At 42.0% G+C, this 22,248-nt stretch carries 18 protein-coding genes; 11 read left to right on the forward strand and 7 right to left on the reverse strand.

Annotated elements, in window-relative coordinates; all coding sequences use genetic code 11:
- The first annotated feature begins 428 nt into the window (after window positions 1-428).
- The 6 genes from HYI04_RS14765 (at window position 429) to HYI04_RS14790 (ending at window position 5,346) form a co-directional block, all read left to right on the forward strand.
- The gene (locus HYI04_RS14765; RefSeq protein WP_159153658.1) at window positions 429-1,331 is read left to right on the forward strand and encodes a VacJ family lipoprotein; all 903 of its coding nucleotides are present in this window, start codon (window positions 429-431) and stop codon (window positions 1,329-1,331) included.
- A 98-nt stretch (window positions 1,332-1,429) separates the two neighbouring features.
- Entirely contained in the window at window positions 1,430-2,398 is a 969-nt protein-coding gene (gene gigA, locus HYI04_RS14770) for an RsbU family protein phosphatase GigA (RefSeq protein WP_178896331.1), read from the forward strand.
- Between the two features lie 112 nt (window positions 2,399-2,510).
- Window positions 2,511-3,032, forward strand: coding sequence for an anti-anti-sigma factor GigB (gene gigB / locus HYI04_RS14775; RefSeq protein WP_004692241.1), 522 nt, complete (start codon window positions 2,511-2,513; stop codon window positions 3,030-3,032).
- A 23-nt stretch (window positions 3,033-3,055) separates the two neighbouring features.
- Window positions 3,056-3,880 carry a carbon-nitrogen hydrolase family protein gene (locus HYI04_RS14780; RefSeq protein ID WP_159153657.1) on the forward strand — a complete coding sequence of 275 codons (825 nt, stop codon included), beginning with the start codon at window positions 3,056-3,058 and terminating at the stop codon, window positions 3,878-3,880.
- Between the two features lie 344 nt (window positions 3,881-4,224).
- The gene (locus HYI04_RS14785; protein WP_005400731.1) at window positions 4,225-4,650 is read left to right on the forward strand and encodes an organic hydroperoxide resistance protein; all 426 of its coding nucleotides are present in this window, start codon (window positions 4,225-4,227) and stop codon (window positions 4,648-4,650) included.
- A gap of 288 nt (window positions 4,651-4,938) precedes the next feature.
- Complete coding sequence (locus HYI04_RS14790) at window positions 4,939-5,346, forward strand: hypothetical protein (RefSeq protein ID WP_228276927.1); 408 nt, start codon at window positions 4,939-4,941, stop codon at window positions 5,344-5,346.
- Between the two features lie 47 nt (window positions 5,347-5,393).
- Here the strand turns inward: HYI04_RS14790 and gspE are convergent, their stop codons facing one another.
- Complete coding sequence (gene gspE / locus HYI04_RS14795; RefSeq protein WP_159153656.1) at window positions 5,394-6,881, reverse strand: type II secretion system ATPase GspE; 1,488 nt, start codon at window positions 6,879-6,881, stop codon at window positions 5,394-5,396.
- Between the two features lie 114 nt (window positions 6,882-6,995).
- Between gspE and HYI04_RS14800 the strand changes: the two genes are divergently transcribed.
- Both HYI04_RS14800 and HYI04_RS14805 read left to right on the forward strand, forming a co-directional pair.
- Window positions 6,996-7,808 carry a hypothetical protein gene (locus tag HYI04_RS14800; protein WP_017396988.1) on the forward strand — a complete coding sequence of 271 codons (813 nt, stop codon included), beginning with the start codon at window positions 6,996-6,998 and terminating at the stop codon, window positions 7,806-7,808.
- Window positions 7,809-7,817: 9 nt separating this feature from the next.
- Window positions 7,818-8,741 (forward strand): mechanosensitive ion channel family protein, encoded by a 924-nt coding sequence (locus HYI04_RS14805; RefSeq protein WP_004692251.1) that lies wholly within the window; start codon window positions 7,818-7,820, stop codon window positions 8,739-8,741.
- A 49-nt stretch (window positions 8,742-8,790) separates the two neighbouring features.
- Here HYI04_RS14805 and HYI04_RS14810 read toward each other — a convergent pair whose 3' ends face one another.
- Window positions 8,791-11,487 carry a DUF2339 domain-containing protein gene (locus HYI04_RS14810; protein ID WP_178896336.1) on the reverse strand — a complete coding sequence of 899 codons (2,697 nt, stop codon included), beginning with the start codon at window positions 11,485-11,487 and terminating at the stop codon, window positions 8,791-8,793.
- 162 nt (window positions 11,488-11,649) lie between these two features.
- Here HYI04_RS14810 and polA point away from each other — a divergent pair, with 162 nt between their 5' ends.
- The gene (gene polA / locus HYI04_RS14815; RefSeq protein WP_178896332.1) at window positions 11,650-14,415 is read left to right on the forward strand and encodes a DNA polymerase I; all 2,766 of its coding nucleotides are present in this window, start codon (window positions 11,650-11,652) and stop codon (window positions 14,413-14,415) included.
- A gap of 141 nt (window positions 14,416-14,556) precedes the next feature.
- Here polA and HYI04_RS14820 read toward each other — a convergent pair whose 3' ends face one another.
- From HYI04_RS14820 to ppx, 5 genes are read right to left on the reverse strand one after another with little or no spacing between them, the layout of a single operon-like run.
- Window positions 14,557-15,126 carry a YggT family protein gene (locus tag HYI04_RS14820; RefSeq protein ID WP_004979206.1) on the reverse strand — a complete coding sequence of 190 codons (570 nt, stop codon included), beginning with the start codon at window positions 15,124-15,126 and terminating at the stop codon, window positions 14,557-14,559.
- Between the two features lie 25 nt (window positions 15,127-15,151).
- On the reverse strand, window positions 15,152-15,982 hold the full coding sequence (proC, locus tag HYI04_RS14825; RefSeq protein ID WP_004692257.1) for a pyrroline-5-carboxylate reductase: 831 nt from the start codon (window positions 15,980-15,982) through the stop codon (window positions 15,152-15,154).
- A gap of 28 nt (window positions 15,983-16,010) precedes the next feature.
- Window positions 16,011-17,357 (reverse strand): tRNA lysidine(34) synthetase TilS, encoded by a 1,347-nt coding sequence (tilS, locus tag HYI04_RS14830; protein ID WP_178896333.1) that lies wholly within the window; start codon window positions 17,355-17,357, stop codon window positions 16,011-16,013.
- Window positions 17,294-18,118, reverse strand: coding sequence for an acetyl-CoA carboxylase carboxyltransferase subunit alpha (locus HYI04_RS14835; protein WP_078388708.1), 825 nt, complete (start codon window positions 18,116-18,118; stop codon window positions 17,294-17,296). Before HYI04_RS14835 ends, tilS begins: the two co-directional genes overlap by 64 nt.
- A gap of 30 nt (window positions 18,119-18,148) precedes the next feature.
- Window positions 18,149-19,672 (reverse strand): exopolyphosphatase, encoded by a 1,524-nt coding sequence (gene ppx / locus HYI04_RS14840; RefSeq protein WP_004692262.1) that lies wholly within the window; start codon window positions 19,670-19,672, stop codon window positions 18,149-18,151.
- A 263-nt stretch (window positions 19,673-19,935) separates the two neighbouring features.
- On the opposite strand from ppx, the gene trxA reads away from it, so the two are divergent.
- Both trxA and rho read left to right on the forward strand, forming a co-directional pair.
- Entirely contained in the window at window positions 19,936-20,262 is a 327-nt protein-coding gene (gene trxA / locus HYI04_RS14845; RefSeq protein WP_004692264.1) for a thioredoxin, read from the forward strand.
- 329 nt (window positions 20,263-20,591) lie between these two features.
- On the forward strand, window positions 20,592-21,860 hold the full coding sequence (gene rho / locus HYI04_RS14850) for a transcription termination factor Rho (protein WP_004692266.1): 1,269 nt from the start codon (window positions 20,592-20,594) through the stop codon (window positions 21,858-21,860).
- Window positions 21,861-22,248 lie beyond the last annotated feature (388 nt).

Consider the following 22,248-nt stretch of genomic DNA (forward strand, 5'->3'; position numbering starts at 1 on the left):
GTAAAAATCCACACAAGTTGTTCTTCATAATCTCTTAATGATCTTCTTGCTGATTCGTCATCAGCAAGCTAGGTCGGCTATACTACTCTCTTTCAAGAAGAAGTCAACTGGTTTTGTTAATTATTTTTAAACTTATTCAAGACTTCCAGATTCTACCGCTTGGGCTAAATCCTTGTTTCTCAACAAGTTTTAATCAACATCACCGCCGATGGATGTGCATTCTACAGCATTTCCAAACCAACACAACCCCCTTTATTCAATTATTTATAAAAAAACCTCCAACTGTTTACTTATTCAGCAAAATATCGCTTTTTTACTAACATTTCTTAAAATTTGATTTAACAATGAGCAATAAAGAGCTGTTAAGATAGTTAAAAGATTATTTTTTTAATTCACCTGCTGATTATAAAGTTCCGGAACTCTTTTATATGCAACACATTCGCCACTTATGTGCTGGTCTACTCTTTGTAGGCTTTACAACATTTGCATTTGCTGAAGATGTAGCGCCTACAGCTGCCAGCGAAATAGATACCAGTGCTGATCCGCAAACAGCTCAATCTTCTTCGCTTAAAGAATTAAAGAATATTAAAGCAAAAGATTTAAAAGTAGATGCCAATGCAGCACAACCTGATAATGTAAAAGATCCGCTTCAACCTTTAAATAGACAAATTTTTGCCGTCAATGATGCTTTAGACCGTGCGATCGTTCGCCCAATTGCGGTGGAATATAAAGAAAAGATCCCTTCTCCGATTCGTGACTCTTATAGTGGCTTTCGTAAAAACCTCGGTGAACCTTGGAATGCGGTGAACCAACTTATACAAGGTCGTCCCGGCCGTGCCGCAAAAACTTTAGGTCGATTTACCATTAATACGGTAACTACTTTAGGTTTTGCAGATCCTGCTTCGCGCTTAGGTTTAGAAACTGAAGATGAAAACTTTGGTACGACTCTTGGCTATTGGGGGGTTCCATCTGGCCCATATCTAGTACTCCCAATTTTTGGACCAAGCACTTTCCGTGATGGCTTTGGTTTGGTTGTTGATGGCTATGCACGCCCACAAAGATATATTTTAGAAGATGAAGAAGGCCTGTATTGGGCGGAACAGGCTTTACGTGGTATTGATGTGCGATCACAACTGATTGATATTGAGGGTGCGATTCAAGGCGACAAATATTCCTCAATTCGTGATATTTATTTACAACGTAAAAACTTCATTATTGCTGAGAAAAAAGGCCAAGAAGCTGAAGGAATGTTCATTGATGAGGTCGGTGATGATGATTCTTCTAGCTCTCCATCAACCAATGAATCGCATCAAATGTTAGATACGGAATAACAATGTATTGCAGCTAGAGTTGAATTTTTTTTCTCTAGCTGTAATTTGCTTGTTATAGTAAAGCAATAGCTTAATGCTAAGGATAAGCCATTTTTTTTATGTATTTCATTCAACCTTCTCGCCATATTCCATATTTAGAACAGGTGCTAGACACACTACCAAGTGTGCAAATGATTCGCATAGAAGACATTGATCTTTATGACCCGACTATTATTGCTATTGCCGATATCCAAGATTATTTAGATTATAAATGGACACTGCCTACCATTGTCCTTGCCTTTGAAAATGAAGGTAGTGCTTTAGCCCAAGCTTGGGAACTCGGTGCTTTAGCAGGTTGGATGTGGAATAAACTGCCCAGTAACCCACAGCAATCCTTACTCAAAATTGATGCTCAATATAAGCGTAATCAAGACAGTCGCGATCTGCCTTCCGCTGCAGAGTTACAAAAGCGACTTTTACCAAACCCTATAGAACTCCAAAACTACACCGTTGAAACGTTTTTTCAACCTTCTGCTTATTTGTCTGGAGACTGGTTTGATTATTGGAAAATTAGCGATAAAGAAGTGATGTTCTATTTGGCTGATGTATCCGGTCATGGGGTCACCAGTAGTTTATTAACCTCTTGGATGGCGGCTTTTCATGGTCGTGCAAAAACACCGCGTGGACTCATTAAGAAACTCAATGGCATGTTAGTTCAAGAGAATATTGAAAAGCACATCACCATGATTGCAGGGATTTTAAACCTCGAAACCCATCAACTTCGCTGGTCGAGTGCAGGGCATTACCCCCCCGCAATTATCTTTGAGCCAAATCAAGCTCCTAAAATATTACATACCAGTAGTTTTCCTTTGGGCCTTACTGAAGAATTGGAAGTTGAAGAGCATGAATGTGTACTCAACCGTCATACCCGCTTCATTATTTGTTCCGATGGCGCACTTGAACCCTTCAATGGCGGACTGAATGATCAGTTCACACAATTGGTGTATCATTTGCAAAATCAATCCTTTGAAGCACCAGAACATGTTGCAGATGATATTGCCATTTTAAGTTTACGTCGAATGAATTAATCAAATTATCAATAACTTATTACAATATCCTATCTTCTAAGACTGTTAGATACTTGAGTAAGTATTTGCCCTATGGGATAATTTCCTATCCTTCTCTGCAAATGGCATTTATATGTCAACAGGTCATGTTGAATATGCAAGCTTGAATGGAACGCATATTTTTAAGCTTATTGGCGAAGTGCGTGCCCAATCTTGTATCAGTCTAGACAAACTTTTAAACCGTATTGAACAACAGTCAAATGTTGTTGGTGCAATCGTAGATTTAACCCAAACTACATTCATCGACAGCACTGTGTTAGGCATTTTGGCAAAGTTAGGCTTAAAGCTTAAACAGATCCATAATATCCAAGCTGTCATGTTGTCCACCAACTCTGATATCACTACCTTAGCCAACAGTATGGGGCTAGGGCAGGTTTTTGTGATTTTAAACTACTGTGGCGATCCAAACGTTTGTACCCTCGAACTGATGGAAGAGCACATTACACATCGTAATATGTTAAACACCGTACTAGATGCGCATAAGACTTTGATGGAACTGAATCAAAGTAATCAAAATATGTTTGAACCTTTAGTCAAACAGTTGCAAAAAGAACAAGACAGCCTCGATCAAGTGTCACAGCAACAAAACGCATAACAACAAATTTTGTAGGCCCATTTATGACTTTACTTTCTGTTGCACAGATGAACTCTCAAAATGACATCGAAGCAAACTTCCTTGTTATTGAGTCTCTCATTCAACAAAGTAAAGCAAATGGTGCTGAACTTATTGTGTTTCCAGAAAACTTCGTTTGTTTTGCTGCAGGCAAACAACGTGAGACAGCAGCACAGTTTGAAGACATTCAAAAGCGTTTAGAAAATCTTGCTCATCAATATCAGATCTGGATCGTCGCGGGTACTCTCCCATGCCCGTTCCGTCCAGATGGTTCTGTTATTGAGGATGGTCGTGTTCGTACAGTCAGTCTTTGCATTAGCCCTGAACGTACTGAAGCACGTTATGACAAAATTCATTTGTTTGACGTACAAGTTGGCGATGCTGTGGGTGGCTACAAAGAATCGAAGTTTTTTGAACCTGGTACAGATGTCGTTGTGGCAAAAACGCCTTTTGGTAATATTGGCTTGATGGTTTGCTATGACTTACGCTTTCCTGAATTGGCTTTAACTTTACGCGCGCGTGGTGCAAATATTTTGACTGCTCCTGCTGCATTTACTTACACCACGGGGCAAATGCACTGGCAGTTATTATTACAAGCCCGTGCGATGGATAGCCAAAGCATCGTGTTAGGCGCAGCGCAACAAGGTTGGCATGGTGAAAAGAGACAAACTTGGGGACATGCAGCAGCAACCAATAGCCGTGGTCAAGTTTTGGATTTAATTCTTAACCCGGGTGCACAGTTGATTACGGTACCGTTTGACTTGGCGGAACAAGTTCAAATTCGTGAAAGCATGCCGTTAATGCAACACCGAAAATTAGTGCAGTTTTAATCACGCTGCGATCGTTTAAGACAAGGTTATTCTTCGCACAAAAACTTCATATTGATTCACTACTGCTCTTTCATGGAGTAGCTCTAGCTCTCATAAAATACATGACTCTAATTTATCTTTAAAATTAATAATCACTCGAATCGCTCTCAGTTTTCATTCACATCGACAAGCCCTGATTGCGAATGTTAAAAAACAATAATAGGATTCTATATCATTGATTTTTAATTAACTAAACCCTCAACTTAATCGCAAGCATTCTCTGTATAAATTTACAAAAACACTGCTTATTCTTTCTGCAATTTAGGACAGGATAAGGACTCAAATACAATATTCAGGGAATCACAATGTCTTTAGAAAAAGTAGTTTATACAGCACATGCTAAAGCGACAGGTGGGCGTGATGGTCGCGCAACCTCTTCTGATGGAATTTTAGATGTAAAACTCACCGTTCCTAAAGAAATGGGCGGCGCAGGTGGTGGAACCAACCCTGAACAGCTTTTTGCCGCAGGTTATTCTGCATGTTTTCTAGGTGCAATGAAGTTTGTTGCTAACCGTGACCAATTAAAAATTACACCTGATGTTTATATCGAAGGTGATGTAGGTATTGGCCCGATTCCAACAGGCTTTGGTATTCAAGTGACCTTGAACATTCATTTAGAAGGTTTAGAGCAAGCAGAAGCGCAAAAATTAGTGGATGCAGCACATATTGTTTGTCCTTATTCAAATGCAACGCGTGGCAATATTGATGTGACGTTGAATGTGATTGTTTAATTTTTAAATGAACATCCACTTAAAAATAAAGACTAATTTTTAGGTGGATTTAATTTATTCAAATATTCTATATTGACTTAAAGAATGTAGAAAAACACCTAAAATGAAACGTGACAAATCAAATGATGAAACTTTTCTTCAACTGACTAATATTGCAAATAATTTTAAATCGACTGAAGAAAATTATCTCCTTTCCTATCCTTATTTTTTAAATTACTTCCAAAATTTAGAATCTATCAATTTAGAGAATTTGGTTATCGGAATAAGTTTACTTACTCTTGGATGCCCATGATCCTAAAAGCGCTAAATCTTAAAAATACAGAAGAAGTTCTCTTCATCTTAAATGAAGTCAAAAAAGGCAAACTTATCGATGAACAACAACTTACAACGCTAAAAACTACCTTTAACAATTCACTTGTTGGTACATCAAAACTCTTACATTTTATAAACCCAAAGCAATATGCGATTTGGGACAGCCGTGTTTTTAGATTTCTAAACGATGTAGAACCACATAAATATAGACTAGAAAAGCCCAGAGCTTATATTGAGTATTTAAATCTTATCGAAGAGCTAAAAAATGAAAAAGCATTTACAGCATTTTTTGAGTTAATGAAACAAAAAGTTGGTTATGACATTACGGAATATAGAGCTTTGGAACTTGCATTTTTTAAAGGCTCTCAATTTCAAAATAAATGAACCCCTCTAAAATTGGATTTTTTAAATTTAATCTTTAGCTTCACTCATTACTCAGCCGCTTCATTAGTCACACGTAATACTTCTTCCAGTGTGGTTTTCCCAGCCAACACTTTACGCAAACCATCATCACGAATAGAGCCTGAGTGTTGTCGGGCATAACTTTCTAATTCATATTCAGCGGCATTGCCATGAACTAAACGGCGCATCTGATCGTCCACAGCGACAATTTCATAAATCGCCGTCCGCCCTGTAAAACCTGTATGTGCACAACGTTCACAGCCATTCGGTTGAGGTAACTGAAGTTCTGCTTTTGGATTCAAATGCTGAAACAGTTGTGTTTCAAAAGTATCGGCTTCATGCCATGTCACACAGTGACTACATAAGGTTCGCACTAAACGCTGTGCAATGACACCAATCAAAGAACTCGACAACAAAAACGGCTCAATGCCCATATCTTTTAAACGGGTCACCGCACCAATGGCCGTATTGGTATGCAGTGTAGATAAAACCAAATGCCCTGTGAGTGATGCTTGGACCGCAATTTCAGCCGTTTCCAAGTCACGGATTTCACCCACCATCACCACATCAGGATCTTGACGCAGCATGGCTTTTAAGGCTCTCGCAAAAGTCATATCGACTTTGGTGTTAACTTGGGTCTGTCCAATCCCTTCCAATTGATATTCGATCGGGTCTTCTGCGGTCAAAATATTTTTCGAACCATCATTAAGGTCTGAAAGCGCCGCATAAAGCGTTGTTGTTTTACCCGAACCTGTCGGCCCTGTGACCAAAATAATGCCGTGTGGGCGATGCACCAATTGGGTTAAACGCTCATAGTCAGGTTTCAATAAGCCCAAATGTGTCATGTTCAAACGACCGGCTTGTTTATCTAATAAACGCATCACCACACGTTCGCCATGTGATGATGGCAAAGTCGAAACACGCACATCCACTTCACGACCGGCTAAACGCAGTGAAATACGCCCATCTTGCGGAATCCGTTTTTCTGCAATATCCAATTTGGCCATGACTTTAATACGAGACACCAACAGCGGTGCTAGTTCACGGCGTGGCTGCACAATTTCACGTAATTGCCCATCGACACGTAAACGCACCGATAGTTTCTTTTCAAAAGCTTCAATATGAATATCTGATGCGCCAACACGAATGGCTTCAGACAATAACGCATTAATCAAACGAACAATTGGAGCATCATCTTCTTGATCCATCAGATCTTCAGCTTCAGGCACTTGGTCAGCTAAACTGAGTAAATCGGGATGATCTTCTAAACCTGCGGCCACTTGTTGTGATTCGCCACTGTCCCCTGCATAGCTACTGCTTAAAAGCTGGTGAAATTCTTCATCACTACACAGTTGATGTTGTGCTGCCACACCTAAAAAACGACGTGCCTCTTGCAAAGCCAACAACGACGTACTTTCACGGCGCACAATAAAGGCTTGATCGCCTTCGTAACGCAACAGCACGCCATGACGCTTCGCAAAACTATAGGGAATTTGTAATTGTTTAAGCACTTGCATCTTAAAATTATAATAATGATGAAAAATATTATTTTGAGTGTACTCTAAGCATATGACAGCGTGAAGTCTGTTTTTCACTGATTTGCAATATAAGGAAATGTGCTGTTGCCTAATATGAATGAACTGTTTGAATCGGATAGCCCCAATTTAAAATGGTGGGGGGAATACAACTTTGAGTTGAATCAAGCTCGTGCGTGGCAGTTCGGCTCATTACTTTTTCGCCTCACCCGCGGTCTACAAGAATGGCGTTTAGAGTTCCATCGTCCTCAAGTTCAGTATGACTATGAGCAAAAGTGGCATGCGATAGAGGACCCACATTTCGCCTTTCCACAACCCGTTGAAATTAAACGCTACATGTTTAAAAACACTCACCATACGATTCAACTGATGCCACGTTTGGCCGATCGTTCAGTGGTAATTAAACCTGTCGACCCGATTTATATTCCAGCTGGTCAGCGCGGGACGCTGTATATCAGCACTCCGTTATGGATTTCGGGTTTTATTGAAGGTCAGCGCGATCCCCTATTTGATATTCCTGTGATTTTACCCAAAGAAACTTGGTTTGGGCCAAACCACCGTACAGGTGAAATTGCCTACGCTACAGCTGTCGATGGTCGAACTGAATTGCATCAACTCAAACCACGTGCATTTCGTGCAGTGACTCCCATTGAGTTCCACAATACCAGCCATTTACAACTGCGTTTTGACCGCATGAACGTGCCTGTTTCAGCCCTGCCTTTATTTTATAGTGAAAGTACGGATCGACTTTGGACATCACAAATTAAAGTCTTGCATGAAGGTGCCGATCGGCCACCGAGAATCCGTATCGAAAATCGTACGCCTCCGCATGCAGGCAAAGTGATTTATGTGCATCCACCTCGCTCTTCGGCGAGTGCGTTATTTAATATGTTTGATTCATTCTTCTAAGGGGGAAATATGCCAAACTCAAATATTCCCCAAGAAATTACCAGTAGCCTAAAAGGCATTTTCACCAACATCAATACAGAACGATTAACGGAAATCTTAATTGCCTTAGTGCTGTGTTTTGTTGGGTTTCTCTTGGCACGTCTGGTTTCAAATACCTTTATCCGAACCATTGGAACCAAGTTTAACGCCCACCAACGGCTGGTCTGGCGTCGTGGTATTTTTTACTTTATTTTCCTAATTTTTGTGATGGCCAGCCTCAAAGAAGCTGGTTTTAAACTGAGTGTATTTTTAGGCGCCGCAGGTATTTTGACGGTTGCTTTGGGTTTTGCCTCACAAACCTCAGCATCCAACTTAATTAGTGGATTGTTCCTGATTGGTGAAGGTTCTTTTGAAATTGGTGACACCATTTCAATCACCCTTATTCGCGGCAATACCATTGAAGGTGAAGTCATTTCAATTGACCTCCTCTCGGTTAAGTTACTCACTCAGGACAACATTTATGTACGACTACCGAATGAACAACTGATTCGAGCCCCAGTTCATAACCTCTCTAAGTTTCCAATACGGCGCATTCCCATCACCCTAGCAATTAACTTTCATGAGAACATCATTAAAGTACGCGAGGTGCTGATTGATGTGGCTAATAAATATCCTTTGGTGCTTGCAGACCCTAAACCTGCCGTCACCGTCACCGCCTTTCGCGAATCTTCGATTGAGTTACTGTTTGCCGTGTGGTGTCAGCAAGAACACTTTTTACAAGTGCGCGATGAAATGCAGGAACGTATTCGCAATGGTTTCTTAGATAACCAAATCGAAATTCCTGTGCCGAAAATGGGTTTTGTCGATCATCCGCTTTCGCGTCCATTATCCAATGAAGAAATTGATCAATATGCCAATGCACAAGCCTTGAAACGAGAACCGAACATCAAATAAATCGCCTCAGCTCCTTATGATCCATGCAGACATAAGGAGCTGAACTTGTTTAATTGGTCTTTTCCTCAAGTTCAGGCATCGGTGCAATATACGCAATTATCAACATCACCAAACCTGCGCCTAAGAATGAAATCACACGGGTGAGTGTCCCAATGTGAGATAAGTCAAACAAGACCAATTTCAGTGTCACAAGAACTAAAATACACCCACCAAAAATCCACAATGAACGCAAGTTCCGTTTGGTCGCCGTCAGCATGCAAATGAAAGCCAAACTGACCCAAAGCAAAGTAAAGCTCAGTTGCACCAAGGCATTTTCCCACATTTTCCAGTCATTATAGGGTGTTGCAAAATAGACATGCAGCGCACGTAGCACCACATAACTACTGAGCCAAAGTAGACTCGACATCATCAAAATGGCACCCAGACTTTTTTCCAAACCCGCTTTCATTTGTAAATTCAACATCCAAATGAAACCGATCAGCATCGCAATACTGACCAAGTCAAATGGGTTGAAAATGGGTAACCAGTACCCTGCAAAAGCTTGTTGGCTAAAGATCTGAGAACACACGATCCAAAACAACATGAGCACTAAGGTATTGCGTGCTTGCCAAAACTGTCTCCATCGCGTTTGAGTCGGTTGTGTATAGCACCATGCAGCAAAGGCCAGCGGTAAAATGACCATGCTCAAATACGGCATACTTGGAATGAAAGTTAAGCTGGTCAGCGCCAAACTCAGTAAAGCCCCCAAACTTACCCACTCCTGCTCATCCTCCACACCCTGTAACGGGCGAAGCCACAGCAACGTGAGTAATCCACTCGTTAAAGCAAACAATAGGCGATCTAAACCAGTCGACCACATAATGATGCCATCATGGCTCAAGCCCACCAAGAAAATAAAGGCAACTGCATACAACGGAATCAGGCCAATCCATTTAGGTAATAACCATGACCAACTGGCTTTACGGTAGAGCAACCATTCATTTAGTACTGTATATAAAAGCACGATGATCAGCAGTGCCATCATTACCTGACTTTTACTGTCGATTTCATCCAAAAGTAAAATAAACAACATGCTGGTTGCTGAAAGTAGTTGTAAGCAAAAAAAGGCAATGGTGGCAAAAGACAACTGTTGTCTAAAGCGCTCTACACTGTTGGCAACGGCAACCACAGCAAAATAACTCAGACACAGCGCCCAATAGACTTCCGTTGGAAAACGATTGAGCTCCACCACATAATACAGACTTGATAGTCCTGCCACGGCCAATAAGCCCATCGCCAAATAACGACTCAGGGCAGAGTTTCGATATAAGGCATACATAAAGATCAATGCACCCTCAACACTCCAACCCACTACGCCCCACTGATCAGGCAGTAAAATAGGGGGAATCAGTGCCAAGAAGACCAAAGTCAAACTGAGATAACTTTGCGCAATCAGCTCAACGCTATGGGCTCTTTTTAGCAGTTGATAAAGCATGGCATAGAGCGCTGCAAAGCCCAGACTAAAGCCTGCCTGCCAAGTCGTTTCCTCAAAATACATCACATACAAAAAAGCAAAAGCAACAATGGGGGCAGCAAAAATCAAAGCCACATCCAAGATCGGTTTTAACTTAAACTGAGTTAAATCCTCACGCGCCAACAGTTGACTATAACGAAAACTCAACCAAATAAAGACCGTACTATGTGCCAAAACCAACAAGGCAAGCATGCCTCGCTCAGGCACTTTACCCTGATAAAAGGCATAAGCGCCGCCTACGACCACCGTCATTAAAAAAGCAATTTGATTGAGGACTTTCCACGGCCTGAACGTGCTTAAAACAGCAACCGAAATATTGATAACCAAATAGTAGGCCACCAGCTCTATCGCAGTGGCATTCCGTACAGGTAAGGTAAAAGGCGCCAAATATGCAATGATCATCGCCATCAACGCCAGCTCAATCGACTGTTGTTTTAAACTGAGCCAAAGTGTAAGCGCCATCACCACCACAAAGCACAGACTTGCAATCGCTAAACTTGCAATCACACCGCTGTAGTAAGCAAAAAACAAAGTCAAAAATAAACCTGACAGTCCAAGTGCTTCCAAAGCCAAAGCAAAACTGTGGTTCTTTTGTAGGAGCGCATAACCAAAGACCACAACACCTACACTTACAGCAGCAACGAGGCTAAGCTTTACCGCGAGACTCAACTGCCAATGTTCGGTGGCAAAGCGTAATAGTAAAATAAGCCCAATCAGCAGTATCACAATCGCAACTTTTAAGACAGGATTGCCCTGCCAAAGCCAGCGTTTCACTTGCTCACTGAGACTTAAATCATCTGTGTTGTTTAGAGTAGTGGGTAAAGAGGGAGCGTTTTCAGATTCTGTGAATCGGTCAGATATCACCTGATGTGGTTGTGCTTGCACGGATAACAATAGATATTCTAGACGACGCAACCATCGAAAGAAAAAGAACAACCAACCACTGATCCCCAATCCAATGAGTCCGCCCCATTGCCCCACCATGCCAATTAAAATGACGAAAGCAGCAAGGTAAAGCGGCACTTTTGACGTTGGCTGAAAAGCAATGCCCCGTTGTTCCGCCAAGGTCATACTAGGGTTTTCAATGCTATCAACATAGTGCATAACACTCATGATCAAAGCAATTCCACACAATGCACTCAACAGCGGTACAGCCAGAAACCATGCTGCAATAGCAACAATCGTGAGCCCCATTAACCACATCATGCGAATTTCACGCTGTCCAGTTTGCATCCGTTCTCGATCTCTTTTTCTCATCTTCAAATAATACATCAGCTTGTAGTACATCTTTAAGCGCATAACCGTAACCATCTATGCCAATCGGTACATCAATACACTTTGTTCTGCGTCAAAATCACGTACAATAAACGGGTTATTTGGATAAGGAATCTTGCAATGCCACCATTTGTCTTGGTCGATGGCTCATACTTTTTATTTCGTGCTTTTCATGCTTTGCCACCGCTCACCACGTCAACTGGCTTACATACCAATGCAATTCGTGGGGCAATTTCTGCCATCCAAAAACTGATGCGTCGTACCCAGCCAACACATATGGCAGTCATTTTTGATACGCCAGAACCAACTTTTCGTCATGTGCTATCGCCGATTTATAAAGGTGACCGCCCAAGTATGCCTGAAGAATTATCAGAACAAATTCCATACTTGCATGCCTTAATTCGTGCGCTTGGTATTCCACTGTATATGCTACCGGGTGCAGAAGCAGATGACATCATCGGGACTTTAGCCAAACGTGCAGAAGCTGCGGGACAGCAAGTGCTGATTTCCACAGGCGATAAAGACATGGCTCAACTGGTGACCGATAAAGTCACGCTAGAAGACAGCTTTAAAGACAAGCCCATGGATGTAAATGGTGTGTTTGAAAAATTTGGGGTGTGGCCAAACCAAATTATTGACTATCTGACTTTAATGGGCGATGCCTCTGACGGCATTATGGGTGTTCCGGGTGTCGGGGCTAAAACCGCAGCAAAACTATTAACAGAATATGGCTCAATTGGTGGCATTTTAGAAAATGTCGATAAAATTAAAGGCAAAGTCGGTCAAAACATCAAAGAACATGCCGATGGAATTGCTCTAGATCACCAACTGGCAAGTATTGTCTGTGATTTAGAGACAGGACTGACCTTTGACGATCTGAAACTCCAAGATCCGAATACCGAAGCCTTGCGTTCACTGTATACCGAGCTTGAATTCCGTCAGCAGTTACAATCGCTCGATCATCCAAACAATCCAAATAGTGCAACCTACAAACAAGCGACGCAACACATTGCCAAATCAGCACAGTCTGAAACCATCATCAATACAGAAGATCAGGCTGTTCAAAGCAGTGTCGATGACCAACTGGGTCAAGCAAATTACCATACTGTGCTCAGTACAGAACAGTGGACTCAATTATTCAAACGTTTAAGTACAGAAAAACGTTTTGCCTTTGATACCGAAACCACCAGTTTAGACTATCGCGTAGCGAAAATTGTTGGTTTCTCGGTCGCGTTCGATGCGCAAGATGCGTATTACGTTCCACTTGCGCATGATTATGAAAATGCACCTGTGCAGTTAGATCGTGAACAGATCTTGGCGCAAATTAAACCTATTTTAGAAGATGAATCGGTTCAAAAAATCGGTCATCATTTGAAATATGATGCGCATGTCTTAGAAAATCATGGCATAGAACTAAAAGGCTGGTATTTCGATACCATGTTGGCATCTTATGTACTCAATGCTGTGGCGACTCGTCACGGGATGGATGACGTTTCGCGTCTCTACCTCAGCCACTTAACCACTACTTTTGAACAGGTGGCGGGTAAAGGCGCAAAACAGAAAACCTTTAACCAAATTGAGATCGAAACCGCCGCGCACTATGCTGCGGAAGATGCCCATGTAACCTATCGCCTGTTTGAAGTGCTCGATGCCAAACTGCAAAAGCATCCCGAATTGGTCAATATTTTACATAATGTCGAAATGCCAGTTGCCCGCGTCCTGACCATCATGGAAGAAAACGGCATTGAGCTCGACTTAAGCTTCCTTGACCAACTCGGTGTTGAGTTTGCCAATACCATGGCCAATCTTGAAAGCCAAATTACCGAACTGGCAGGACAAAGTTTCAATGTCAGCTCACCGAAGCAAGTCGGTGAAATTCTGTTTGATAAACTCGGACTTAAGGGCGGAAAAAAAACCGCAACGGGTCAGTACAGTACCTCTGAAAGCGTTTTAGAAAAAATTGACCATCCGATTACCGAGCTGATTTTAGACTATCGCGGTTTATCGAAACTAAAAAGCACATATACCGATGGCTTATTAAAACAAGCCAACAGTGATACCCATCGTGTGCATACCAGTTACCACCAAGCACTGACCGCAACTGGTCGTCTGTCTTCGACCGACCCCAACTTACAGAACATTCCTGTGCGTGAGGAAATTGGCCGTCAAATTCGTAAAGCCTTTATTGCACCACAAGGTCGCGTGCTCTTGGCAGCCGATTATTCACAAATTGAACTGCGTTTAATGGCGCATTTCTCCCAAGATGAAGCCTTGGTCGATGCTTTTAATCATGGGCAAGATGTACACCGTCGTACAGCGGCTGAAGTCTTAGGTGTCGCACTTGAAGATGTCACGTCAGACCAACGTCGTCAGGCCAAAGCCGTCAATTTCGGTCTACTCTACGGCATGTCTGAGTTTGGCTTAACCCGTCAACTCGGTTTTAGCCGTGAAGAATCGCGTGGCTATATTGCGAAATACTTCCAACGTTATCCGGGCGTGCTCGACTATATGGAACGTACCCGTCAAATTGCACGTGAACAAGGTTTTGTCGAAACCATTTTAGGCCGTCGCTTGTATACGCCCGATATTATGGCAAGCAATAAAATGATCAAACAAGCGGCTGAACGTGCCGCAATTAATGCACCACTACAAGGTTCTGCAGCAGACATTATTAAAATGGCGATGATTGCAGTTGATCAAATGCTGCCTAAAGATCAAGCCAAAATGCTACTACAAGTACACGATGAATTGGTTTTTGAAGTCGATGAAAGTATTGCTGATGAACTGGCTTCGAAACTGGCAGACGTGATGCAATCTGTTTTGAAAATTTCTGTGCCATTGTTGGTTGAAGTCGGCAAAGGTCGAAACTGGGATGAAGCCCACTAAAACATTTGCACCTTCCTCCTCCTAGGAGGAAGGCTGGGATGAAGCTCATTTACTTCCTAGAAGAAATATCAACGTCTTCACCTAAAAATTTCAACAACAAAAAAGGACTCACAATCGAGTCCTTTTTTATTCGCTAAAAGCTTATAAACCAGTGAGCAGAACAATCGCCACTTCATTCATAATCATTTCAGCTATATACAGCGCCAAGAACGCCACGATTGGAGAAAGATCAATCATCCCCATATTGGGCAACAAACGGCGAAACGGTGCCAATAATGGTTCAGCAAGCTCTTGAATCACTTCGATATAAGGTGAGCGTGACTGCGTAAACATCACCACCCAACTTAAAATAATCGTTGCAAAAATCAGGTAACGACAGAAACGAATCAAGTCCTGAATCATGGTCACAAAAGTTAAAATGACCAAATGCACAGGACTATTCGGCATCGCTCCAGAGAGATACATGACGCCAAAAATTTTCAGTAAGTACAATAAAACCAAAAGCACTAAAGCCGCTAAGTTAACGCGGCCTTTCGCTACATTTGGAAAAATACGACCAAACATATCCACAATTTTTGTGGCTTTTACGGTCGACATCACCACTGGGTTATAAAAGTTAACCGCTGCCAACTGCATGAGAAAGCGGAAGAACACCAGTAAAATTGCAACGTTAATAATGATGCCAAAAATTAGCGCAGAGTTTGCACCCATACTTGAACTTTCCTAAATAAAACGATTATTTGCTACTTTCACTCAGCTCTTGAGCAAGTTCCTGACTGCGCTTTTGAGCAGCAGCCAATGCAGCTTGGATATTTTGTGAAATTTGTGCACGATCAAACACTTCAAGTGCCGCTTGGGTTGTACCATTCGGTGAAGTGACATTTTTACGCAATTCAGCTGGTGTATTTGAGCTCGTGATTGCCATTTGTGCCGCACCCAATGCCGTTTGCAACGTCAATGCCGTTGCTACTTTTTCATCTAGACCGAGGTTTTTACCTGCACGGATCATGCTTTCCATCATATAGAAGAAATACGCAGGACCTGAACCAGACACCGCAGTCACAGCATCAATTTGCGCTTCCTCGCCTACCCATAAAGTCAAGCCTGTTGCAGCCAGTACTTGGCTCGCCAAATCACGGTCTTCTTTATCTACAGCCTCAGTGGCATATAAACCATGCGCACCTGTTTGTACTAAAGCAGGCGTATTTGGCATCACACGAACAATACGATTACTGCCAGCTAATGCAGCAATCGTTGCAATTTCAGCACCCGCAACAATCGAAATAATCAACTTACCGTCAAACAAACCGTTTAATGGTTTTAAAACATTGGCTAAAACTTGAGGTTTAACCGCTAAGACCACGACATCGGCTTCACGAATAGCAGATGCGTTATCCTCAGTCACCACCAAGTCTTTTTCAGCCAATAAATGACGAACTTGTTCAACAGGATCAGAAACCGTAATGCGAGTTGAAGGTAAACCACGTGAAATCAAGCCACCAATGAGGGCTTGAGCCATGTTACCACCGCCGATAAAACAAATATTACGATTCAACACTGCGCTCATGATTATTTCTCTATCCTGAATTTTTTAACTAAGCGATTAAATTTGGTTGCCATCCACCCACTTCACAATAAGCCGACTCGACCAACCAAAATCCTTTAGGCGTAAAAACACCAAGCATAACATTATCTATGCTTAATATTTGTATTGTATGACGTTGCCACGGAAAAATTTGTGCACTCTGAATGGCTTTTTTCAACGGCCAAGCCCCAACGCGTCCATACAAATGTAGTTTTTCCCCACCTAAACGCGGTTTTATCTGTAAAGGCTGCTCTAATAATTCAGAAGACAGTCCATATTTTTGTGTTTCAATCCGATATTGCCCTGAAGCAAATCCATAAGCTTGATCTAAACTAAAACGCTGCTCAATTGACTCAATCGTCTGACATTCTTCCGCCAAATACTCTGCTTTACTGACACGAAAGAGTTGCTGTTGATAACGCACATAATAATATTGATTCCAATGCAATGCGGCTTGGGCATCCACTTTGGATTCAATCACTTCATCAAACAAGCGTTGCACCATATCAAAAGCAGGACGATATAAATCCTCACCTTTCATCCAAGCAGAAAGCAACTGTCGCTGTCTCGGTGCAGACAACTGACGAAATGGGGTTAAATTTAAAACCGAAGCATTCCCACAACTGACCCAATCTTGCGCCAACACATCGGCTAAAATCGTTTCGGCATCTTGCATTAAGTAACTGGTACGCACCAAAGCTTGCTGCATTTTCGGAAAGCGTTGTTCTAAAATTGGCCACAATTCGGCTCGGCACCATGCCCGATCATAACTGGTATCAAAATTGGTTTGGTCTTGAATATTTCTCAACTGCATCTCAGCAGCCCACAGCTCAATTTGCTGTCTGGACAAAGCCAATAGAGGGCGCCAAATTGTAAATTGCTCTCGTATGTCGATGCTCTGCATGGCGGCTAGTCCATGAATCCCCGTACCAGAGAGTAAACGGAGTAAAACGGTTTCGGCTTGATCTTGTTGATGATGGGCGAGAACTAAAATTTCATTGGCAAGAAGATGCTTCTGAAAGGCCGCATAACGTGCACTACGCGCTTGGCTTTCTACATTGCCTAGATCAACATCCACCGCTTGAATCACACATGGGACATCCAAGACATAGCATTGTTCTTGAACAAAGCTACCCCACTGCGGACTAACATCCTGCAATTGATGATCAATATAGATGGCGCGAATGCGCTTGGGAAATAAATGAGACATCAAATGCAGTAGCAGCATGGAATCCATGCCACCACTACATCCGATTAAAAAATGAGGCTGTTCAGGTGTATCCTGAAACTCAGTTAAGACACTAGCCCTAAATTGTCGCTGCCAAACTTCATTAAACGTTGGTAACGTGCTTCGCATCGTTCATTCGCATCCATTGGTTGCAACTCAGCCAATGCATCTTTTAAAACGGTTTTTAAAGCATGCATGACTTGTTCTGGGTTGAGATGAGCGCCCTCACCTTCATCGACCACATATTCAACAATACCAATTTTCTGTAGTTTTTCCGCAGTCAATGCCAAAGCTTCGCTGGCTTGCTCTGCTTTTTCAGCTGTTTTCCATAAAATAGATGCACAGCCTTCAGGTGAAATGACTGAATAAATACTATGGGATAACATCACCACACGGTCAGCCACACCAATGCCCAGTGCGCCACCTGAACCGCCTTCACCGAGTACAGTTGCAATTACAGGCACTTTCAAGCTTGAAAGTTGTGCCAAAGATGTTGCAATTGCTTCAGCCTGACCACGTTCTTCTGCACCCACACCTGGATATGCACCCATGGTGTCAATAAAGGTAAAGACGGGTAGATTAAAACGTTCAGCCATATCGAGTAAGCGTTGTGATTTACGGTAACCTTCTGGGTTACTCATACCAAAGTTATGTTGTAATTTTTCACGCGTACTACGACCACGGTGTTGACCCACAATCATGACTGGCTGACCATCAAAGCGAGCTAATCCACCGATCATTGCACCATCATCACCAAATAAGCGATCACCATGCAAAGCATCAAATTCGGTAAAAATTTCACTCACATAATCTAAAAATTGCGGACGCTCAGGATGACGTGCAATTTGAACCGTCGTCCATGCTTTGGATTGCGCAGCTTTATTCTTCATAGCTCAACCATAAATCCCTAATTGACCAATTTATTCATCGACAAATTGTTCTGATTGGATATCCAGCTCAACATCCCAATGCTTAAATTGCGCTTGCTCATCATGCAAGTCCGCAACCAGCAAAGGCCATTGCGCGGCATTACCAGAAACACTCAGCTGCCATTGTTGCGCATTGCCTACTGTTAATTCAATGGCAGGAAGCATCTGATCGCTACGACTATGATTGAGTAAAACAGCGAGGCGAAGTAACAAACATAAATACACTAATTTGTTGCCGCCAACCTTCATCACATCGACACGCGCGTCACTGCGTAGCTTACGACGGTGATGGGCCACCAAATGTGATAGATGGTTTTGATCAATTTGTGAGAAGCCCGCAATGTCAGAATGTTGCAATAAATATGCGCCATGACGATGGTAGCCCGCATGACTAATCGCTAAACCAATTTCATGCAGATAAGCCGCACGACGCAGTAAATCACTGTCTTCTGTGGTTAATTTTAGTGAATCCGCCACACCATCAAACAAATGCTGAGCCATGTTCACGACCCGTTCAGCTTGTTTTGGATCGGCGTTATAACGGCCCATTAACGCTTGTACAGAACGATCTCGAATATCTTCATGTTGAAAACGTCCCAGCAAGTCATACATCACCCCTTCGCGTAGGGCACCATCTGAATACACCAGTTTATCCAGTTCAAGTACATCGAAAATGGCATAAAGTATAGCGATTCCGGCTGGCAAAACTGCTCGACGGTCTTCTTTTAGACCATCAAATTCCATCTCAGCGACATGTTTATATTTGAGCAATTTTTCTTTAAGCTTATCTAAACCGTCACGGGTAAGTTCTTCTTTTTCATTACTCCAACCCATATTCACGGTAATTTGACGACACGCTTTGATGGTTCCACTCGAACCGACCACCGTATCCCAACCCGCTTCTTTATAGGTATTGGCAATACCAGACAGCTCCTTACGCGCTGCTACCACAGCTTTATCAAAACTTTTTTGGTTAATTTCACCGTCGACAAAGAAGGCTTTTGTAAATGCTACACAGCCCATTTGTAAAGATTCGGTATGAATGGGCTCAAATTCTTCACCAATAATCAGCTCTGTCGACCCCCCACCAATATCAATCACAAGACGGCGTCCACTGTTTACCATGGTATGAGATACACCTAAATAAATCAGACGAGCCTCTTCACGACCTGCAATAATTTCGATGTGCTTCGGCAAAATTTCTGCCGCTTTTTGAATAAATTCATGTCCATTTTTGGCTTGGCGTAGCGCATTGGTCGCCACAATTCTTAAACGATTCGGCTGAACCGAACCTAAGCGTCCGACAAAGCGAGATAAACAGGCCAAACCACGCTGCTGTGCGGCTTCTGTTAAGTTTTTATTTTCATCTAAACCCGCTGCTAACTGTACTTTTTCTGACATTGACGCAACTTTTTTCACTTCGCCATGGTCCACTCGCGCAATCGCTAAGTGGAAGCTGTTCGACCCCATATCGATGGCAGCAAGTAACTCTTCATCAATCAAAAAATCAGACATGATTTAATATAAACCTATACAGAATTGTGCTTAGATTAATTCACCTCCATGCAATTTAAAAGCCATTTGTGGTCAGAAATTGACGAGCTTTTAAAATTTCGGCATATATGACAATTGTGTTACACGATCAGTAACATCGTGAGCTTCAATTAGACAAATTCAAACTAAAGGTTGAAAATTTAGTAATCCATCTACTCAGTGATAGCAGGCTATGACATACTAATAGCCATAAAACTATCCAAAAATTGAAACTGGAGCTATCCATGTCTGGCAATATCGTAAATACAACTGATACAAACTTCGACGCTGATGTACTTCAATCAGACGTTCCTGTGCTTGTTGACTTCTGGGCAGGCTGGTGTGCGCCATGTAAAGCAATTGCACCTGTATTAGAAGTATTGGCGAACGAATACGAAGGTAAAGTGAAGATTGTTAAAGTTGACGTGACTTCTTGCGAAGCAACGGCTGTGAACTATAACATCCGTAACATTCCTGCATTACTCATGTTCAAAAATGGTGAAGTTGTTGCTCAACAAGTGGGCGCTGCACCAAAATCGAAATTGACTGCTTTCATTGAAGAAAACATTTAAGCATCCGTTTAGATTGAAAATGAAATACGCTGTCTAAACAACAGCGTATTTTTTCGGCTATAAATTGACAAGTCTGTCTTTCTCTCTTATATTGCATGATCAAGAGATAAAGGATTATTCAATCCTGTCATTTTCTTAAAAGACACAACACATAAGATCGCCGCTCGGCAATACAAATTGTTTTGACACGTTTCTCTTCAAACAATGAATCAGTCCTCTGAATTGTTATAGTTCAAATACAATTGCGTTACTTCATTGCATGTCTGCGGCTAAATGTTGCTTCCTTTTCATCCTGTAATTTAGAATTTTTGATTCTTATCTGACCTCCTATGAATTTAACCGAACTCAAGAAAAAACCGATTGGCGAACTCATCAAAATTGCTGAATTTATGGGCCTCGAAGGAATGGCTCGTAACCGTAAGCAAGACATTATTTTTGCCATCTTAAAGCGCCATGCGATGAATGGCGAAGAGATCTTTGGTGATGGCGTTTTGGAAATTCTGTCAGATGGCTTCGGCTTCTTACGCTCTGCAGCAGGTTCTTACCTTGCAGGCCCAGATGACATTTATGTTAGCCCATCTCAAATTCGTCGTTTCAATCTACGTACTGGTGACACCATTACGGGAACCATTCGCCCACCCAAAGAAGGCGAACGTTACTTTGCACTGTTAAAAGTGAACCAAATTAACTACGACACTCCAGAAAACTCACGTAACAAAATCTTGTTTGAAAACTTAACACCACTTTTCCCAACTGAGCAATTGGTGATGGAACTTGGTAACGGGACGACAGAAGATTTAACCGCACGTGTAGTTGACTTGGTTGCACCTATCGGTAAAGGCCAACGTTCAATTATCGTAGCGCCGCCAAAAGCGGGTAAAACCATGTTGTTACAAAACATCGCTCAGTCGATCGTGCGTAACAACCCAGAGTGTTTCCTGATCGTTCTTCTCATTGACGAACGTCCTGAAGAAGTGACGGAAATGGAACGTACTGTTCGTGGTGAAGTCATTGCGTCAACGTTTGATGAATCTCCTGCTCGTCACGTTCAAGTGGCTGAAATGGTGATTGAAAAAGCAAAACGTTTGGTTGAGCACAAGAAAGATGTTGTGATTCTGCTCGACTCCATTACCCGTTTAGCACGTGCTTACAACACCGTTGTGCCTTCATCTGGTAAGGTTTTAACTGGTGGTGTGGATGCACATGCGCTGGAACGCCCTAAGCGTTTCTTCGGTGCAGCACGTAATATTGAAGAAGGTGGCTCACTAACCATCATTTCTACAGCTCTGATTGAAACAGGCAGTAAAATGGATGAAGTGATCTACGAAGAGTTTAAGGGTACAGGTAACCAAGAAATTACACTGGATCGCCGTATTGCGGAAAAACGTGTCTTCCCTGCGATGAATATCAAAAAGTCGGGCACCCGTCGCGAAGAGCGCTTAATGTCTGAAGACAATCTACGTAAAGTTTGGATTTTACGTAAGTTACTTCATACCCAAGATGAACTTGCAGCAATGGAGTTCCTACTTGATCGCATGAAAGAAACTAAAACCAACGATGATTTCTTTGATCAAATGAAGCGTAAAGCGACCAGCTAATCCGACCTGCTTCACCTAAAAAGGCTGTCTTAACGACAGCCTTTTTATTTGGTTGACTTAGCTTACACAAAGCAACATTTCATCCGATTCTCTGTAAACTTATTTGCAAGTTTTTGATAAACAAAAATTTGAAATAAAAAACCTTCATCTTTTTAAATGTTTATTCAGTACTTCTCCAATACAAACCTCATCATTGATTGTTATTTTCTGTTAAAAAAGCCCTGTTTTTAGACCTTTTTTATCACTTTTTTCATCCCAGCTAGTAGCAATTCAAAATGCGCAGTGATAGCATATTTGCAGACCAGTTAGGCTGCTCCTGCATTGTTAGTCCCTAGCAAAATTAGGAACAATAAAAGCACACAACAGACTAACGTCGGTTTTTTTTAAT

The organism is Acinetobacter sp. SwsAc2, from assembly GCF_013391465.1.
In the GTDB taxonomy this organism is placed as follows: domain Bacteria; phylum Pseudomonadota; class Gammaproteobacteria; order Pseudomonadales; family Moraxellaceae; genus Acinetobacter; species Acinetobacter johnsonii.